The sequence below is a fragment of the Ancylomarina sp. YFZ004 genome, from assembly GCF_054254355.1.
Window position 1 is genome coordinate 198,926 of the sequence record NZ_JBTCHQ010000009.1, and the last position, 14,181, is coordinate 213,106.

The following is a 14,181-nucleotide window of genomic DNA, read 5'->3' on the forward strand; positions in this document are numbered from 1 at the left end:
TTTATTGTATTAAAAAAAACTCATATTCTTAAACCTTTGTCAAAGAATATGAGTCTATATATCTGTTTATTTCAATCTAAACTTGGCATTCCCAATATGAATACCTTCCGAGAAAAGATCTAAAGTATATTCTCCTTTTATAAGGCTACCATCGTTATCCCAGAAAATAGAAACCTCAAGTTCGTTACCTTCAAATTCAATATCACGCTTAGCTGAAAAAGCTATTTGTGTGTTTTCGTATTCGAATAATAAGCCTTCAGGATTACTTAGTATCACTTCATCGGGGCGAGCTATTCTTACGAAGATTGTTTTAAGGCCAGGCGTGATGGTGATATTCTTTCTAATGGTGAAACTCGTTTTAAGCTTAACCGTTTTAGATATCTTCTTGATTTCACGACCTTTTTTGTTGATTGGGGAACAATTAATAGCAACAGCATCAAGAGCCGAAGCCTTTGAGATAAGCTCTTTCATATTTTCTGTTGTGCTCTCTAATTTCTCATTGCGCTCTTTTACCCATGAAATTTGCTTTTTAACGCGGATGTTTTCAGCGTTAAGTTCTATGTTTTTACTATTTAAAGAGTCAATCTGAATCACATATGAACGTAAAACGCCTTTGAGTGTTCCAATTTCTTTTTTGTATTTGTTGATTTCGAAATATGAGTTATTTCTGAAAACTCGCATTCTTTCTAATAATTCGTCAATTTTCCCTTTCTCGGTTACAAGCAATTGGTTCAAGGTGTCATTACTTGTTTGTAGTGAATCGTAGTTTTGAGAAAGGTCTCTAAGTTCTGTTTCCAGATCTGCTTTTTCAATTTTAATCTCGGCAATATATTGTCGGTTCTCTCTATATGTCTTTAGGAAAAGTATAGAAACGGTGAGTAAGATAACTCCCAATGAAATTAATACGATTTTATAAATCTGATCTTTCTTCTCTGTCTTCAAATCTGTGCTCATTTAAAAATACGTTTATCGGTTATGATTGGACCAAATTTAATGGTTTTTACTGTTTTAACGCAAAATGATGCTTTAAATTGCAAAAAAAGCCGCCTAATCTTTGATCAAGCGACTTAGGAGTACTACAAAATTCCGACAATCGAATTATTGTTCTTAATTAATAGAACTCTTCCTGGCTTGCCTGAATTTGAATATTTACAAACTTGCCAGGCTTTTACTTTTCATGGAATCGTGCTTGACAATTAAGCTTATTTGAAGAAAGGCAGATCGGTTGGGATCTGCCTTTTGTTATTTATTAATCTTGCTGACTAAATACTTTTTTCAGAATGGAGCTGACACGTTTCATAGGATCTTTTCTGATCTGCAATTCTTCTTCAGCAACTTTCAAAAAGAGTGCATCAAGAGCTTTGTTGGTCACATATTCGTCTAGTGGGGTATTTACCGATTTAAGGTTGGCAATTTTACCAGCAAAACTTCCAGCGACTTTATTATAGGTTCCTGTTAGCATATCCCAGGATTCATTGGTTGATATATTGGCCAATAATTTTTTATCCAGTGAGGTTTTTACTTTTGGCAAGAATAGATCTCTCAATTTCGAGTAACTTTTATTTTTCAGATATTGAGTTGCTGCGTTTTTATCACCTTTTAGAATTCCAAAAGCATCTTGAATGGTCATTTCTGATATGGCAGATGCGAAGATAGGAGCGGCCTCAACAACAGCATCCTCAGCAGCACGATTTAATCTTAGAACCACCTTATTCACTAAATCTTCACCTCCTGGAACCATTTTAATGTGCTTACTAATGGTTTGTGCTTCGGGAGGAAGCAAAATTTTAACTAGCTCATCCTTATAGAATCCATCCTCGATGGAAAGTATGTTTGAAGCCTGTTTGCTCCCAATAAGTAAAGCTTCTTTTAAACCTTGCGATACATCGAATGATGTTAGAGGTTTGTTTTGCTCCACGGCATATTCGTTTACAATGGTTTGTAGTTCCGCACAGGATGTCAGGTAGAGAACACTTAATAGAAGGATGAATTTTCTAAACATTTTCTTTTAGTTGGTTTGTAATGCTTGCAATTTATAAAAAGATCAGCACTCCCAATAAAAAAAGAAGCGGAGCAAAACCCTAAAGTTTATACCCCGCTAGATTCTAACCGATAGAATCACTTATATTATTTGGATTTACTCACTATAGTAAGTTTCCCAATTTTATTCCAAAATAGATGGTGCGAGGGTTAAGTGGTCCATAAACCCAGCTGGCATCACGATAAGCTCCTTTGTCGAAATCATCTTGGAAAGAGTTGAAAATATTTTTCATTCCAAGATCGAACTCTAATTTGACATCACCACCCAAATCGAAATGGTAAGCAAAGTTGATACCTAAATCCATAAACTCACCACTTTTTACAAGCTGATCGCCTGTTGCTACACCATTTGCATCTTTTTCAACTCCGAAGTGAATCATATCCATCGATCCAGAATAGCTACCAGATAGAGTCGTTGTAAATTCGTGAAGAGGTTTCCAGTTCATAGTGAAGTAACCGTAATGGCTAGGTGTTCTTAACATCTTATCGGTCTTGATTTCTGTTAAGTCACCCTGTTCAATTTTTTCTTTGTATTCACTAGTCTGGAAGGTCATCCCCATTTGGAAATCGAGTTTGTATGAGGGAGCTACTTTAAATTCAAGATTAATCCCTTTTACAATGGCTCCTTTTGAATTTTTACGATAAGCAACCAAATTACCATTCTCGTCATTGGTGCTGTATTCGTTCACAAATGAATTATTCAAGTCTGTGTAAAAACCTTCAGCTAAAAAGTAGGATTGTACCTTTCCAAAACTCTTGTCTACATCGTAAGATATCGTATAAGAGTTTGAGGATTCTTCCTTAAGATTTTCTGAAAGCTTGTGAATCACACGACGTGCAGCAGATGCTTCGATATGTAAATCTTCATCGAATATTTGTGGAGCGCGAAATCCTCTGGCATAACTAAAACGCAATTGCATGGCATCATCCAATTTAAATAGCATATTGGCACGTGGACTGATAACCGTATTGTTGATTTCAGAATTATCAACAGAGTTTTTAATTCTATACGAATCCATTCTGGCACCTAGAAGAAAACTTGCAAAACCCAAATCCCATTTACTTTGTGCATAGGCGCCAATCGTATTAGAACTTTGATTAGCAATAATCGTAGTTGGTACAATTGTATTTGTAGTGTAGTCCATATAAGCCAGTTTTTTATCCTTTAGCTTATTGTACACATTCTCGAAACCCAAAGTGATATCAGCTGGAGCGAAAAGTAAATTTTCTGAATGACTAAAGAGTTGAACACCTGCAGATATAGCTAGATCTTCAGTTGCGCCGTATGAACTGTTATCGAAGATTGGTTTTGAAAGGTCGATTCCATTTTCATCTTTCAAGCGAGCGGCACCATAATACGATTCTCTGTCGATATGTTGGGCTGATGCATATACTGAAAGTTTACTGATTCTTTCTTTTGAGAAAAATTGATCTAGAGTAATACTTCCTGAATTGATATTGTGTTCTACTTGTTCAGCAATTAGAGACATATGTGCAGGTAAATTCAGTTGATCACCACCTCTGCGGAATTCATCAACAACATGGTATTCCATACTTAGTTTAGACAAATCGCTTAAGCGATGGAAGGCATTGAAACCTGCACTCAAGTTTTTTAATTCTACGATATCAGAGAAACCATCTTTATTAGCATCCCATGCTTCTTTATTACGTTTCATTCCGAAAAGGAAGATGCCTGATTTGTTATCATCAGAAACAATAGACGCGTTGAAATCAACTAGAATATCGCCAGCAGGACTGTCACTAGCGCTTACCCCAGTACCAACACTGCTATATTTAGCTCCAACTTTAAATGAATTACTTATAGGATCTTTTGTGATCACATTAATAGTCCCAGCAATGGCATTTCCTCCGAATAGGGCTGATCCTCCTCCACGTACAACTTCAATACGCTGAATCATACTTGGTGGAATATGCTCTAAGCCATAAACGCCCGCTAAACCACTAAATATTGGACGAGAATTGATTAAAATCTGTGTATAAGGGCCTTCCAATCCGTTCATTCTAACCTGTGAGAATCCGCAATTGTTACAATCATTCTCAACACGCAAACCAGGTGAAAACATTAGGCCATCTGCCATAGTTGAAGCTGCAGTATTATTAAGAAGTTTGGAACCTATAGAATTGACAACGACAGGCGCATCTTTTCTTGAAATCTGATTTCTATCGGCAGTAACCACAACCTGATCGAGACCTATAAAGTCTTCATTCATTTTGAATGTAAGCGTGTTCGCTTGTCCAAGTTTAACATCAAAGTGTTTCTTGTCAGCACGAAAACCGACACAGCTTACAATGATATGACAGTGCCCGGCAGGAACATTCAAAATTTCAAATTCCCCTTCGAAATTGGTAACAGCGCCAATTGAGGTTCCTTCTAGAGCAACACTGGCAAAGGATACGGGTTCGTTGCTAGCAATATTAACAACTTTTCCCTTTATACTAGTTGTGTTATTCTTAGCATGTGATACTAGAGAAATAGATGCTATTAGAACTAAGCTAAGGCATAATTTAGCGATAATCTTCATTATGTAGTTTTTGTTTGTGTTAGTATGACGCAAGCACAAGCATATCTATATGGATATGCAGTTCAAGTATGAGCTGAATATCATACAAAGCTTGTGACTGTATGACCTGGTAAATTGGTCGTTAAAACGAAATTGGAAATAGATTTTGGCTTGTAATTCAGCTAATCTTATGAAATAAACCACATTCTTCGGTGCATATATATGATTTTATAGTCTTGCTTAAAAAGACCATAGGCATGATGAAGAATATCAATCCGAAAAGAGTTAATCTGAAAAATCAAGGCAATTAGGCCAAGAAAGGAGGCGGTCTATTGTTTAGAAGACTGGCTGTATAGCCAAATTTTACTTGTAAAGATTCAAACTGAACGCGTTTAAGTTGTTTCTCGAATATCAAGCTCAGGATAAGAGCAGTTAAGGCAACAAATAGTAAACTGGTCAAGTGATGAATTGAAACGCAGTCATTACAAGAGTGTGAATGGCTGGTTCCTTTCTGTGTTCCGTTATCCTGCATAGGATGAGCATGAACAAGTATATGACCATTCGTTTGTTTGTGGAAATGCATGTTGAAGATAGCATTCCCAGTCAATGCAAGCATTGCAGGAAGTAGCGCTATCAGCACAGCAATTTTTATCTTTCTAAAGAATTCCATCAAACATTATAAAGTTTAAATCTTTCGACGATGCAAACATAGATGCTTTCAAATTCTCTTACAATACCTACTTCTTGTGATATTTGTAAAACTGCTTTAAAACATCTATTTAGACTTCAATTTTTATTTCGGAATAGCTTCACTCATAATTTGCTTAATTCTTATAACTTTGCCTTTCGAGTTTTGACAGAGTCTATTGATGTATTAGTCAATCAAATTTATGTAAGTATGGGTGAAGTAAAAGAGAAACAAGCAATCATAAAAAAGCTCCGTAATAAATACCGTTTAACGATTTCAAATGAGAGTACTTTTGAGGAAGCATTGTCTTTTCGACTATCTAGATTGAATGTGTTTACTGTAACTGGTTTATTTTCAATTGTGCTGATTGCTCTTATTACTATATTGATTGCTTTTACACCTTTACGTGAATATATTCCAGGTTACCCTGATGGCCAGATGCGCCGTACTATAGAACAGAATGCGACTTTAGTTGATTCCTTAACTTCAGAATTAGAGAAGCGTGATCGGTTTTTTACAGGAATCAAGAATGTTATTTCTGGAAATGATTTCGACAATACGGTTCAAAGCAAAGCTGATTCCATAGTTGACCCTAAATACAAAGGCTTACAGTTTACTCAGTCTGAAAATGATTCCATATTCAGAAAAGAGCACGAAGCTGAGGAGAAATTCAATTTGACCATTTCTGGAGAAAATAAAGCAAGAGGAATTTCAAGTATCCATTTCTTCACACCCATGAAAGGAATGATATCTAATTCATATGATGGCTTAGCAGGTCATTATGGTGTTGATGTGGTGGGGCCATTAAATGAAAGAATTTCAGCAGTGCTTGATGGTACTGTTATTTTTGCTGAATGGACTTTGAATACGGGTTATGTGATCCAAATTCAGCATGGAAAAGACCTCGTATCTATTTATAAGCACAATCAAGAATTATTGAAAAAACCAGGAGAGTTTGTAAGAGCTGGTGAAGCTATTGCGATACTTGGAAATTCAGGTGAGTTGACTTCTGGTCCTCATTTGCATTTTGAGTTATGGCATAACGGTAAAGCTCTAAATCCTGAAAATTATATCAAGTTTTAGATTCTATCAGTGAATTTTATTGATAGGATAAGCAAATCAAAAGCAAGGGACTAAATGAGTAAACATATTGCAATCTTAGGATCTACGGGTTCTATTGGAACGCAAACTTTAGAGGTAGTTGACGCTAATCCAGAATTGTTTGTTGTTGATGTTTTAACAGCAAATAATAATGTGGACTTGTTGGTTGCACAGGCAAAGAAATATCAACCCAATGTGGTTGTTATTGCAAGAGAAGATAAATACCAACAGCTATCCGAAGCTCTAAAGGACGAAGATATTAAAGTATATGCAGGGAGTGAAGCAATTGCACAAGTTGTAAGCATGTCATCAATAGATGTGGTTGTAACGGCTATGGTGGGATATTCCGGACTGTTACCGACTATTAAAGCTATAGAAGCTAAAAAGAATATTGCTCTTGCTAATAAGGAAACACTTGTTGTTGCAGGAGAGATTATTCAGAGATTAGCTTTAGAGAATGGCGTTAGTATCTATCCTGTTGATTCAGAACATTCAGCTATTTTTCAATGTTTAATTGGTGAATTCGAAAATCCTGTTGAGAAGATATACCTAACAGCATCAGGTGGTCCTTTTAGAGGGAAAGATCGAAAATTCCTTGAAACGGTTACTTCTAAACAAGCCTTGAAACATCCCAATTGGGATATGGGTGCAAAAATCACCATAGACTCTGCCAGTATGATGAATAAGGGCTTTGAGGTGATTGAAGCCAAGTGGCTTTTTGATTTGAAACCTGAGCAGGTTGATGTGATTGTACATCCTCAATCTATCGTTCATTCTTTGGTCCAATTTGAAGATTCTTCTATGAAAGCTCAAATGGGATTGCCCGATATGAAATTGCCAATTCAGTTTGCATTAACCTACCCTAAACGTCTGAAAACAAGCTTTGAAAGGTTTAATTTTTTAGATTATCCTAATTTGACTTTTGAGTCAGCAGATACTGAAAGTTTTAGAAATCTAGCTCTTGCTTATGAAGCTATGAAACAAGGTGGCAATATGCCTTGTATTATAAATGCAGCCAATGAGATAATGGTTGAAGCTTTTTTGAAAGATCAAGTTGGTTTTCTTCAAATGAGTGATATTATTGAAACTTGTATGCAGAAAGCTAGTTTTATTTCTCATCCAGTTTACGAGGATTATGTTGCTAGTGATTTTGAAGTTAGACAATTGGCAGCCTCTTTGCTATAATATTCTTACCTTGTCGTGATTTTTTAATCAATGATAATGCCCTATATGTTTTGGGCTAATGAATCTGATAATTGAAATTTAATGGAAATATTAATTAGAGTATCTCAGTTTCTTCTGAGTCTGTCTATTTTGGTGGTTCTCCACGAATTAGGACACTTTGTTTTTGCAAAATTATTTAAAGCTCGTGTAGAGAAATTCTATATGTTTTTTAACCCAGGTTTCTCTCTTTTTAAATATAAAAAAGGGGATACAGAATACGGTATTGGATGGATTCCATTAGGAGGCTATGTGAAGATATCGGGTATGATAGACGAATCGATGGATAAGGAACAAATGGCATTGCCACCTGAGCCCTATGAGTTTCGTTCAAAACCAGCTTACCAACGTTTATTAATCATGGTTGGTGGTGTATTGGTGAATTTTATTTTAGCTTTTACAATTTATATCGCAGTTCTATTTGCTTGGGGAGATGAATATCTTCCTGCTGAGAATGTGAAATACGGTTATGTTTGCGACTCTATTGCACAGAGTATTGGATTGCAAAATGGTGATAAAATTCTAGAATTGGATCATCAGAAACAAGAGAAATACTCGGATATTTTAATCAATATTCTTCTGAATGATCCTAAAAGCATGCAGGTTGAGCGTAATGGGAGTATGATAGATATTGCTATCCCATCTACTTTTGTGCCAGACTTGTTAGCTAAGAGTAGTAAAGGTTTTTCAATGAGCCCGGTTATAACACCAAGAATACCATTGAACCCCTTTATAATAGCTCGTTTTTCGGATGAGTCTGTAGCTAAGATTGCCGGTCTTAAAAAAGGTGATGAATTGCTTTTAATCGATGGAAAGAATATTCAATATTTTGATGAATATCTGGCTTATCTTCAAAGTCATAAAGGAAAAGCTGTTGCTCTTAAGGTGAAGCGTGGTGATACGACCCATGAGTTCAATGCTAAATTAGGAGAAGACGCTTTACTAGGTGTCTCGATGAAACCTTATAATCATTTTGAATTCGCTGCAATTGAATATAGCTTTTTAGAAGCGATTCCTGCTGGTATAAACAAAGGGGTTGATAAATTACAGTCGTATTTGAAACAATTTAAGTTGATCTTTTCTTCAGAAGCTAAAGGCTATAAATCAATTGGTGGTTTTGGTACTATTGCCAGTATTTTCCCAGGAGTTTGGGATTGGCATGCATTCTGGAACCTAACAGCTTTCTTATCGATTATATTGGCAATTATGAACATTCTACCTATACCAGCTTTAGATGGTGGTCATGTGATGTTCTTATTGTACGAAATTATTACACGTCGTAAGCCAGGGGAGAAATTTATGGAATATGCTCAAATTGGAGGTATGGTTCTTTTATTTGGTTTGCTAATTTTTGCCAATGCCAATGATATCATGAAGGCTTTCAATTAAGATGATTGATATGTGTTTCAGATATATGTATTGATACTTTATGTGAAAATGTTATATTTGTGAGGAATAATTCTTAAAAAAAAACTTATGAACCTTTTTGTAATAGCCGGAATGGTTGGACCATGGCAAGTTGTTATCATTGTATTTGCACTCGTACTTTTGTTTGGGGGTAAAAAAATTCCTGAATTAATGAAAGGCCTCGGTCAAGGAATGAAAGAGTTTAAAAAAGCTACTGATACCGAAGACAAAGACAAGGATAAAGATGAAAAGGATTTAAAAGATAAATAATACGAAAGCAGGTTTTAAAACCTGCTTTTTTTATGTCTTAGATTTTCAAAGAATTATAAGCACTTTCATAGGGCTTTTAAGAATTGTTATAATTACGATATAATTGAATGTTTTTTGATCTGATGCAAGGATAAAATGCTTATCTTAATTCCGGCAAAATTCATACTTATAATTGAAGTGATTATTCCCAATGAGATACATAACATCAGCTATTAAAAACCTAGTATTTACAGCCTTGGTGCTGTGTTTTCCTTATGCGAGTCAGGCTGATGAGAATGATACTGATAATCGATTAAGTAAAAATAAAAAGCATATATCTACCTCTCATCAGTTGAATGATCATGTGCTGGAAGCTAATATGGTTCCTGTCTTTACAAATGAGGATTATTCCTGGCGTATCGGGAAATTGAATGAAGCGAGTCCCATTCAACTTGACTTTAATGATATCGTGAAGCGATATATCGATGTATACTCTGTAAGACACCGAGATAAAACAGCTAGGATTTTAGGTTTAAGTGAAATTTATTTTCCAATTTTTGAGGAATATCTCGATAAGTACGATTTACCTCTCGAGTTAAAATATATTGCTGTGATTGAATCTGCTTTAAACCCAAAAGCGAGATCACGATCTGGTGCAACAGGCTTGTGGCAATTCATGTATCATGCCAGTCGGATGTTTGATCTAAAAATATCTTCTTACGTTGATGAGCGAATGGATCCTGTGAAGTCGACTGATGCTGCTTGTAAGTATTTACAATATTTGTATCGTATTTTTGGGGATTGGCAATTAGCTATTGCTGCTTACAATGGTGGACCAGGTGTTGTTCGTGATGCAATTAAGGCTTCGGGAGGCAAGACGAATTTCTGGGAAATAGCTGCTTTCTTACCAGATCAGACAAGGACATATGTTCCCGCTTTTATTGCTGTAAATTATGTGATGAACTACAATAAGGAGCACAATATTGATCCTAAAAACATGAAGTTTTCTTATCTAAAACTTTCAGATGTTACTGTAAAAGAGCCTTTGTCTCTTCAGACGGTTTCTGAAAAATTGGGTATTTCGATAGTTGACCTAAGACGTTTGAATCCTATCTATAAACTCGACTTTATTCCTAGTAGTGAATTACCAGCCAAGTTGACTTTGCCTGTAGACAAAGCTCTTGCCTATGTTGAAAAGGAATCCGAATTGTATGCAGCTCCTAAAACCAAGGTTTTATACCACGATATAGAAAGAACGATGTCGTTGACAAATGGTAAAAAGTGTATCATTCATATTGTGAAGGCGGGTGAGTTTTTTCATAAAATAGCGATGAAGTATGCTTGCACAAGCAATAACATCAAAAAATGGAATAACCTGACAGGAGATTTATTGCACATTGGACAGAAACTTAAAGTTTGGGTGCCGGTGTCACAAACGAGTCGATCTACTCAGGTTGGACTAAAATCGACTACTTAAAAATTTAGCATGCTCACATATTGAAAAACCAAAATAAGACCATTAAATACTAGAAGAAGATAAATTATTTAAAATATTAATTATGAAATCTATAATAAAATTAAGTGTCATTTGTTTGATTCTTATCACAAGTATCAGTTCATGTAAAAAAACAACTAAAGGTTTAATGCCTACAGTTACTGGTCAATCAGGAGAAGTGATTATTTTAAGTAGTAAGCCATTATTTGACGGTATCGTTGGTGATTCTATCAAAGCAATTTTCAATGATATTCAGGTAGGCATGCCTCAGGATGAGTCTGTAATGGATTTATTCCATCTGAATCATGACGCTTTTACAAGTATGTTTAAAACGCATCGTAGTATATTGGAAATCAAAATTTCATCTTCGGTAAAGAAAACCAGATTGCTTGTTAAAAATAATATGTATGCTCGCACTCAGGCATATATGCGAATTGAGGCAGCTAGCAATAAAGAAATGTTGAAAGTAATTGAGGAAAATAGAACTAAGATTTTGGCTTATTTCCTAAAAAGTGAGCGAACTCGTAAAATGGGAGTAATCTCGAAAGCACCCGTTCAAGAGATCTTCGATTATCTGAAAAAAAATAAGAAGTTTACATTAGCTTTTCCATCAGGATACGAAATTGGCAAAATTGAGCCTGATTTTTTCTGGGTTAAAAAAGAAACGCCACAATCAAGTCAAGGTATGTTTATTTACACATACGATTATCTTGCAGAAGAGGCTTTTGATAAGAATTCGATTTTGATGATGAGAAATGCAATGTTGAAGGATTTGGTTCCTGCCCAAAACGAAGGAAGTTATATGACAACTGAGATGAATTTCCCAATTGCCTTTAATCATTTTGATTTTCAAGGAAACTATGCAGTTGAAATGAGAGGTTTATGGAAAGTTAATGGTGATTTTATGGGAGGTCCATTTGTTAATATGTCATTCCTGGACTCAGTGAATAATCGTGTGGTTTGTATGGATGCTTATGTCTATTTCCCTAACCATGATAAGCGCGAGCTGTTGAGAGAGTTGGAAGCTGTGATGTACACATACACACCAGTGAAAGAAGTTGCTAAGAATAAGAAGAAATAGTTTCTGGTTGTAATTTTCCAGATTTGAGTTGAATAAATACAGAAAAAGAAGTGAATCTTCCTGATTATAATCATATTAAGGTTTCAAAGTATCGCGATAAAGTTGAGATTTTAAAACAAGTTGCAGCTCAAATTGAAAAGGATTTTTATCAATTTGGCTTTGAAGTTACATTCTCAGGTGAGCCTGAGGACGCCTATAATGAACTTTTTTCTCAGATAATTGAGCATGTTGCATTTATGCTGAGTCAGGATTATCATCGTTTGGTTTTGCTTTTGTATCAAATTGATTTAAGTGAGAAAGAAATTCTGAAAAATGAATTGAAATATCCAAACGTGGATAAGCATCAGCTTTTATCTGAATTAATTATTCAGAGAGAGCTTAAAAAAGTTCTTATCCGAAATTATTTTAAAGAAAACTCAGATAAATTATAATTCTACTTGATTGTTAAGTGATGAAATAGAGCAAGATGATTATAATAGATCTTTTCTTTAATCTTATTACTTTTGTAAAAACATATTCGGATTACTCTTTTAGTTACGATGTTAGAGATTGAATGCTAGTGAAGTTTTGTTAATGATGTGCTAACATTCAATTGAAAGAGAATAATCCAATCGAGATATATAAAATACATACAGATGAAAGATACTAAGATAAAAGTTGGAATAACTCAAGGTGATATAAACGGAATAGGTTATGAAGTCATTATAAAAACTTTGATGGATGCCCGAATTTTGGAGATATGTACACCCATTATTTATGGATCGCCAAAGGTTGCTGCTTACCACAAAAAAGCACTTAATATAGAGGAGTTTAGTTTAAATAATATAAAAATAGCTCAGGATTCTCATTCGAAAAGAGTTAATGTTATTAATTGTACTGATGAGAATATAAAAGTTGAATTAGGCAAATCGACCTCCAGTGCTGGAGCTGCTTCTCTAGCCTCTTTAGAGGCGGCTGTTAAGGATCTTAAAGAAGGAAATATCGACGTTTTATTAACTGCTCCTATCAACAAGAAGAATATTCAGTCTAAGGATTTTGTTTTTCCAGGACATACAGAATATCTAGAAGCCAGAATCAATTCTGGAAAATCTTTGATGTTACTGATCAGTGAGAAACTAAGAGTTGGTGTTGTTACTGGTCATATTCCTATTTCTAAGGTTTCTGAGAATATTACTGAAGAGAGGATTATCGAGAAATTGGATATTTTGAATAAATCATTGATTAAAGATTTTGGTATCCGTAAGCCTAAAGTGGCTGTTTTAAGTTTAAACCCACATGCTGGCGATGATGGATTAATTGGCTCGGAAGAAAAAGATGTGATTATTCCAGCAATTGAAAAAGCTAGAAAAAGTGGCATAATGGCTTTAGGACCATATCCTGCTGATGGTTTTTTCGGATCAAATGACTATTCTAAGTTCGATGCTATTCTTGCGATGTATCACGATCAAGGATTAACTGCTTTTAAAGCCCTTTCATTTGATTCAGGCGTTAACTTTACTGCAGGTTTATCTAAGGTGAGAACTTCGCCAGCTCATGGCACAGCTTATGCTATTGCTGGAACAAATGTTGCTTCACCAGAATCTTTCCAGAAAGCTTTGTATATGGCTATTGATGTTTATAAAAACAGAATGCAATACGAAGAGTTAAGTAAGGATCCTATGAAAGTAAAGGCTCCAAGTAACGATCATCAGAATAAAAGACAATCAGTTAAATAGTTGGTTTTTCTAACTTGAAATATACTGTAAGTCAACTCATCCAAACTTACCTATATGTTTGAATATATAAAAGGCGATTTAAATGACCTCACACCAACTGCTGTAATAGTAGAAAATCATGGTATGGGGTATTTTATCAATATTACACTAAATACATACTCTCAACTTTCTGGGCACACTTCTGCGCAATTGTATTTGCATCAAGTTATTCGCGATGATGCACATTTATTGTTCGGATTCAAGGAACAGAAAGAAAGAGAAATATTCCGTTTGCTAATTTCTGTCTCAGGAGTTGGAGCTAATACGGCTAGAATGATGCTTTCATCATTGACATCTGAAGAAGTTAAAAAAGCTATTTTCTCTAATAATTCTAAAACCTTACAAGACGTAAAGGGGATTGGAGCTAAAACAGCTCAACGAATTATTATTGAACTTAAAGATAAGATTGGTAAGGAAGATGAGATGGGTGAAATTGTATTGGCAATGGACAATACAATTCGAGAAGAAGCGTTATCAGCTTTAGTGATGCTTGGGTTTGCGAAAAATTCAATTGCTAAGATGCTTGATAAAATAATTAAAGCAAATGCACCAACAAGTGTTGAGGAGCTAATTAAAATAGCACTTAAACAGTTGTAATACCTGAATCAAAAAAATCCCTGTTC

Annotated in this window: 13 protein-coding genes; 9 read left to right on the top strand and 4 right to left on the bottom strand. The window is 35.0% G+C overall.

Going from position 1 to position 14,181, the window contains the following annotated elements; all coding sequences use genetic code 11:
* Nucleotides 1-66: 66 nt before the first annotated feature.
* From ACXR6G_RS14745 to ACXR6G_RS14760, 4 genes are all read right to left on the bottom strand, one after another.
* Nucleotides 67-954 carry a hypothetical protein gene (locus ACXR6G_RS14745; protein WP_458362206.1) on the bottom strand — a complete coding sequence of 296 codons (888 nt, stop codon included), beginning with the start codon at nucleotides 952-954 and terminating at the stop codon, nucleotides 67-69.
* Nucleotides 955-1,249: 295 nt separating this feature from the next.
* Nucleotides 1,250-2,002: a DUF4197 domain-containing protein gene (locus ACXR6G_RS14750; protein ID WP_458362207.1), complete on the bottom strand. Its 753-nt coding sequence runs from the start codon at nucleotides 2,000-2,002 to the stop codon at nucleotides 1,250-1,252.
* 142 nt (nucleotides 2,003-2,144) lie between these two features.
* Nucleotides 2,145-4,583, bottom strand: coding sequence for a TonB-dependent receptor (locus ACXR6G_RS14755; protein WP_458362208.1), 2,439 nt, complete (start codon nucleotides 4,581-4,583; stop codon nucleotides 2,145-2,147).
* A gap of 286 nt (nucleotides 4,584-4,869) precedes the next feature.
* On the bottom strand, nucleotides 4,870-5,232 hold the full coding sequence (locus tag ACXR6G_RS14760) for a hypothetical protein (protein WP_458362209.1): 363 nt from the start codon (nucleotides 5,230-5,232) through the stop codon (nucleotides 4,870-4,872).
* A gap of 228 nt (nucleotides 5,233-5,460) precedes the next feature.
* On the opposite strand from ACXR6G_RS14760, the gene ACXR6G_RS14765 reads away from it, so the two are divergent.
* The 9 genes from ACXR6G_RS14765 to ruvA all read left to right on the top strand — a co-directional run bounded on the left by ACXR6G_RS14765 (nucleotide 5,461) and on the right by ruvA (nucleotide 14,155).
* The gene (locus ACXR6G_RS14765) at nucleotides 5,461-6,333 is read left to right on the top strand and encodes a M23 family metallopeptidase (RefSeq protein ID WP_458362210.1); all 873 of its coding nucleotides are present in this window, start codon (nucleotides 5,461-5,463) and stop codon (nucleotides 6,331-6,333) included.
* A gap of 54 nt (nucleotides 6,334-6,387) precedes the next feature.
* A complete protein-coding gene (locus ACXR6G_RS14770; protein ID WP_458362211.1) occupies nucleotides 6,388-7,536 on the top strand; it encodes a 1-deoxy-D-xylulose-5-phosphate reductoisomerase in 1,149 nt (382 codons plus the stop codon).
* 81 nt (nucleotides 7,537-7,617) lie between these two features.
* Nucleotides 7,618-8,961: an RIP metalloprotease RseP gene (gene rseP / locus ACXR6G_RS14775; protein ID WP_458362212.1), complete on the top strand. Its 1,344-nt coding sequence runs from the start codon at nucleotides 7,618-7,620 to the stop codon at nucleotides 8,959-8,961.
* Between the two features lie 87 nt (nucleotides 8,962-9,048).
* Nucleotides 9,049-9,249, top strand: coding sequence for a twin-arginine translocase TatA/TatE family subunit (gene tatA, locus ACXR6G_RS14780; RefSeq protein ID WP_458362213.1), 201 nt, complete (start codon nucleotides 9,049-9,051; stop codon nucleotides 9,247-9,249).
* Between the two features lie 190 nt (nucleotides 9,250-9,439).
* Nucleotides 9,440-10,705, top strand: coding sequence for a transglycosylase SLT domain-containing protein (locus ACXR6G_RS14785; RefSeq protein WP_458362214.1), 1,266 nt, complete (start codon nucleotides 9,440-9,442; stop codon nucleotides 10,703-10,705).
* Between the two features lie 82 nt (nucleotides 10,706-10,787).
* Nucleotides 10,788-11,804 carry a DUF4837 family protein gene (locus ACXR6G_RS14790; protein WP_458362215.1) on the top strand — a complete coding sequence of 339 codons (1,017 nt, stop codon included), beginning with the start codon at nucleotides 10,788-10,790 and terminating at the stop codon, nucleotides 11,802-11,804.
* A gap of 50 nt (nucleotides 11,805-11,854) precedes the next feature.
* Nucleotides 11,855-12,235: a hypothetical protein gene (locus ACXR6G_RS14795; RefSeq protein ID WP_458362216.1), complete on the top strand. Its 381-nt coding sequence runs from the start codon at nucleotides 11,855-11,857 to the stop codon at nucleotides 12,233-12,235.
* A 204-nt stretch (nucleotides 12,236-12,439) separates the two neighbouring features.
* Nucleotides 12,440-13,519: a 4-hydroxythreonine-4-phosphate dehydrogenase PdxA gene (pdxA, locus tag ACXR6G_RS14800; protein WP_458362217.1), complete on the top strand. Its 1,080-nt coding sequence runs from the start codon at nucleotides 12,440-12,442 to the stop codon at nucleotides 13,517-13,519.
* 54 nt (nucleotides 13,520-13,573) lie between these two features.
* Complete coding sequence (gene ruvA / locus ACXR6G_RS14805) at nucleotides 13,574-14,155, top strand: Holliday junction branch migration protein RuvA (RefSeq protein ID WP_458362218.1); 582 nt, start codon at nucleotides 13,574-13,576, stop codon at nucleotides 14,153-14,155.
* Nucleotides 14,156-14,181 lie beyond the last annotated feature (26 nt).

Coding starts and splice junctions, on each gene's coding strand:
- ACXR6G_RS14745 (WP_458362206.1), bottom strand. CDS start 954: ATGAGCACAGATTTGAAGACAGAGAAGAAAGATCAGATTTATAAAATC.
- ACXR6G_RS14750 (WP_458362207.1), bottom strand. CDS start 2,002: ATGTTTAGAAAATTCATCCTTCTATTAAGTGTTCTCTACCTGACATCC.
- ACXR6G_RS14755 (WP_458362208.1), bottom strand. CDS start 4,583: ATGAAGATTATCGCTAAATTATGCCTTAGCTTAGTTCTAATAGCATCT.
- ACXR6G_RS14760 (WP_458362209.1), bottom strand. CDS start 5,232: ATGGAATTCTTTAGAAAGATAAAAATTGCTGTGCTGATAGCGCTACTT.
- ACXR6G_RS14765 (WP_458362210.1), top strand. CDS start 5,461: ATGGGTGAAGTAAAAGAGAAACAAGCAATCATAAAAAAGCTCCGTAAT.
- ACXR6G_RS14770 (WP_458362211.1), top strand. CDS start 6,388: ATGAGTAAACATATTGCAATCTTAGGATCTACGGGTTCTATTGGAACG.
- rseP (WP_458362212.1), top strand. CDS start 7,618: ATGGAAATATTAATTAGAGTATCTCAGTTTCTTCTGAGTCTGTCTATT.
- tatA (WP_458362213.1), top strand. CDS start 9,049: ATGAACCTTTTTGTAATAGCCGGAATGGTTGGACCATGGCAAGTTGTT.
- ACXR6G_RS14785 (WP_458362214.1), top strand. CDS start 9,440: ATGAGATACATAACATCAGCTATTAAAAACCTAGTATTTACAGCCTTG.
- ACXR6G_RS14790 (WP_458362215.1), top strand. CDS start 10,788: ATGAAATCTATAATAAAATTAAGTGTCATTTGTTTGATTCTTATCACA.
- pdxA (WP_458362217.1), top strand. CDS start 12,440: ATGAAAGATACTAAGATAAAAGTTGGAATAACTCAAGGTGATATAAAC.
- ruvA (WP_458362218.1), top strand. CDS start 13,574: ATGTTTGAATATATAAAAGGCGATTTAAATGACCTCACACCAACTGCT.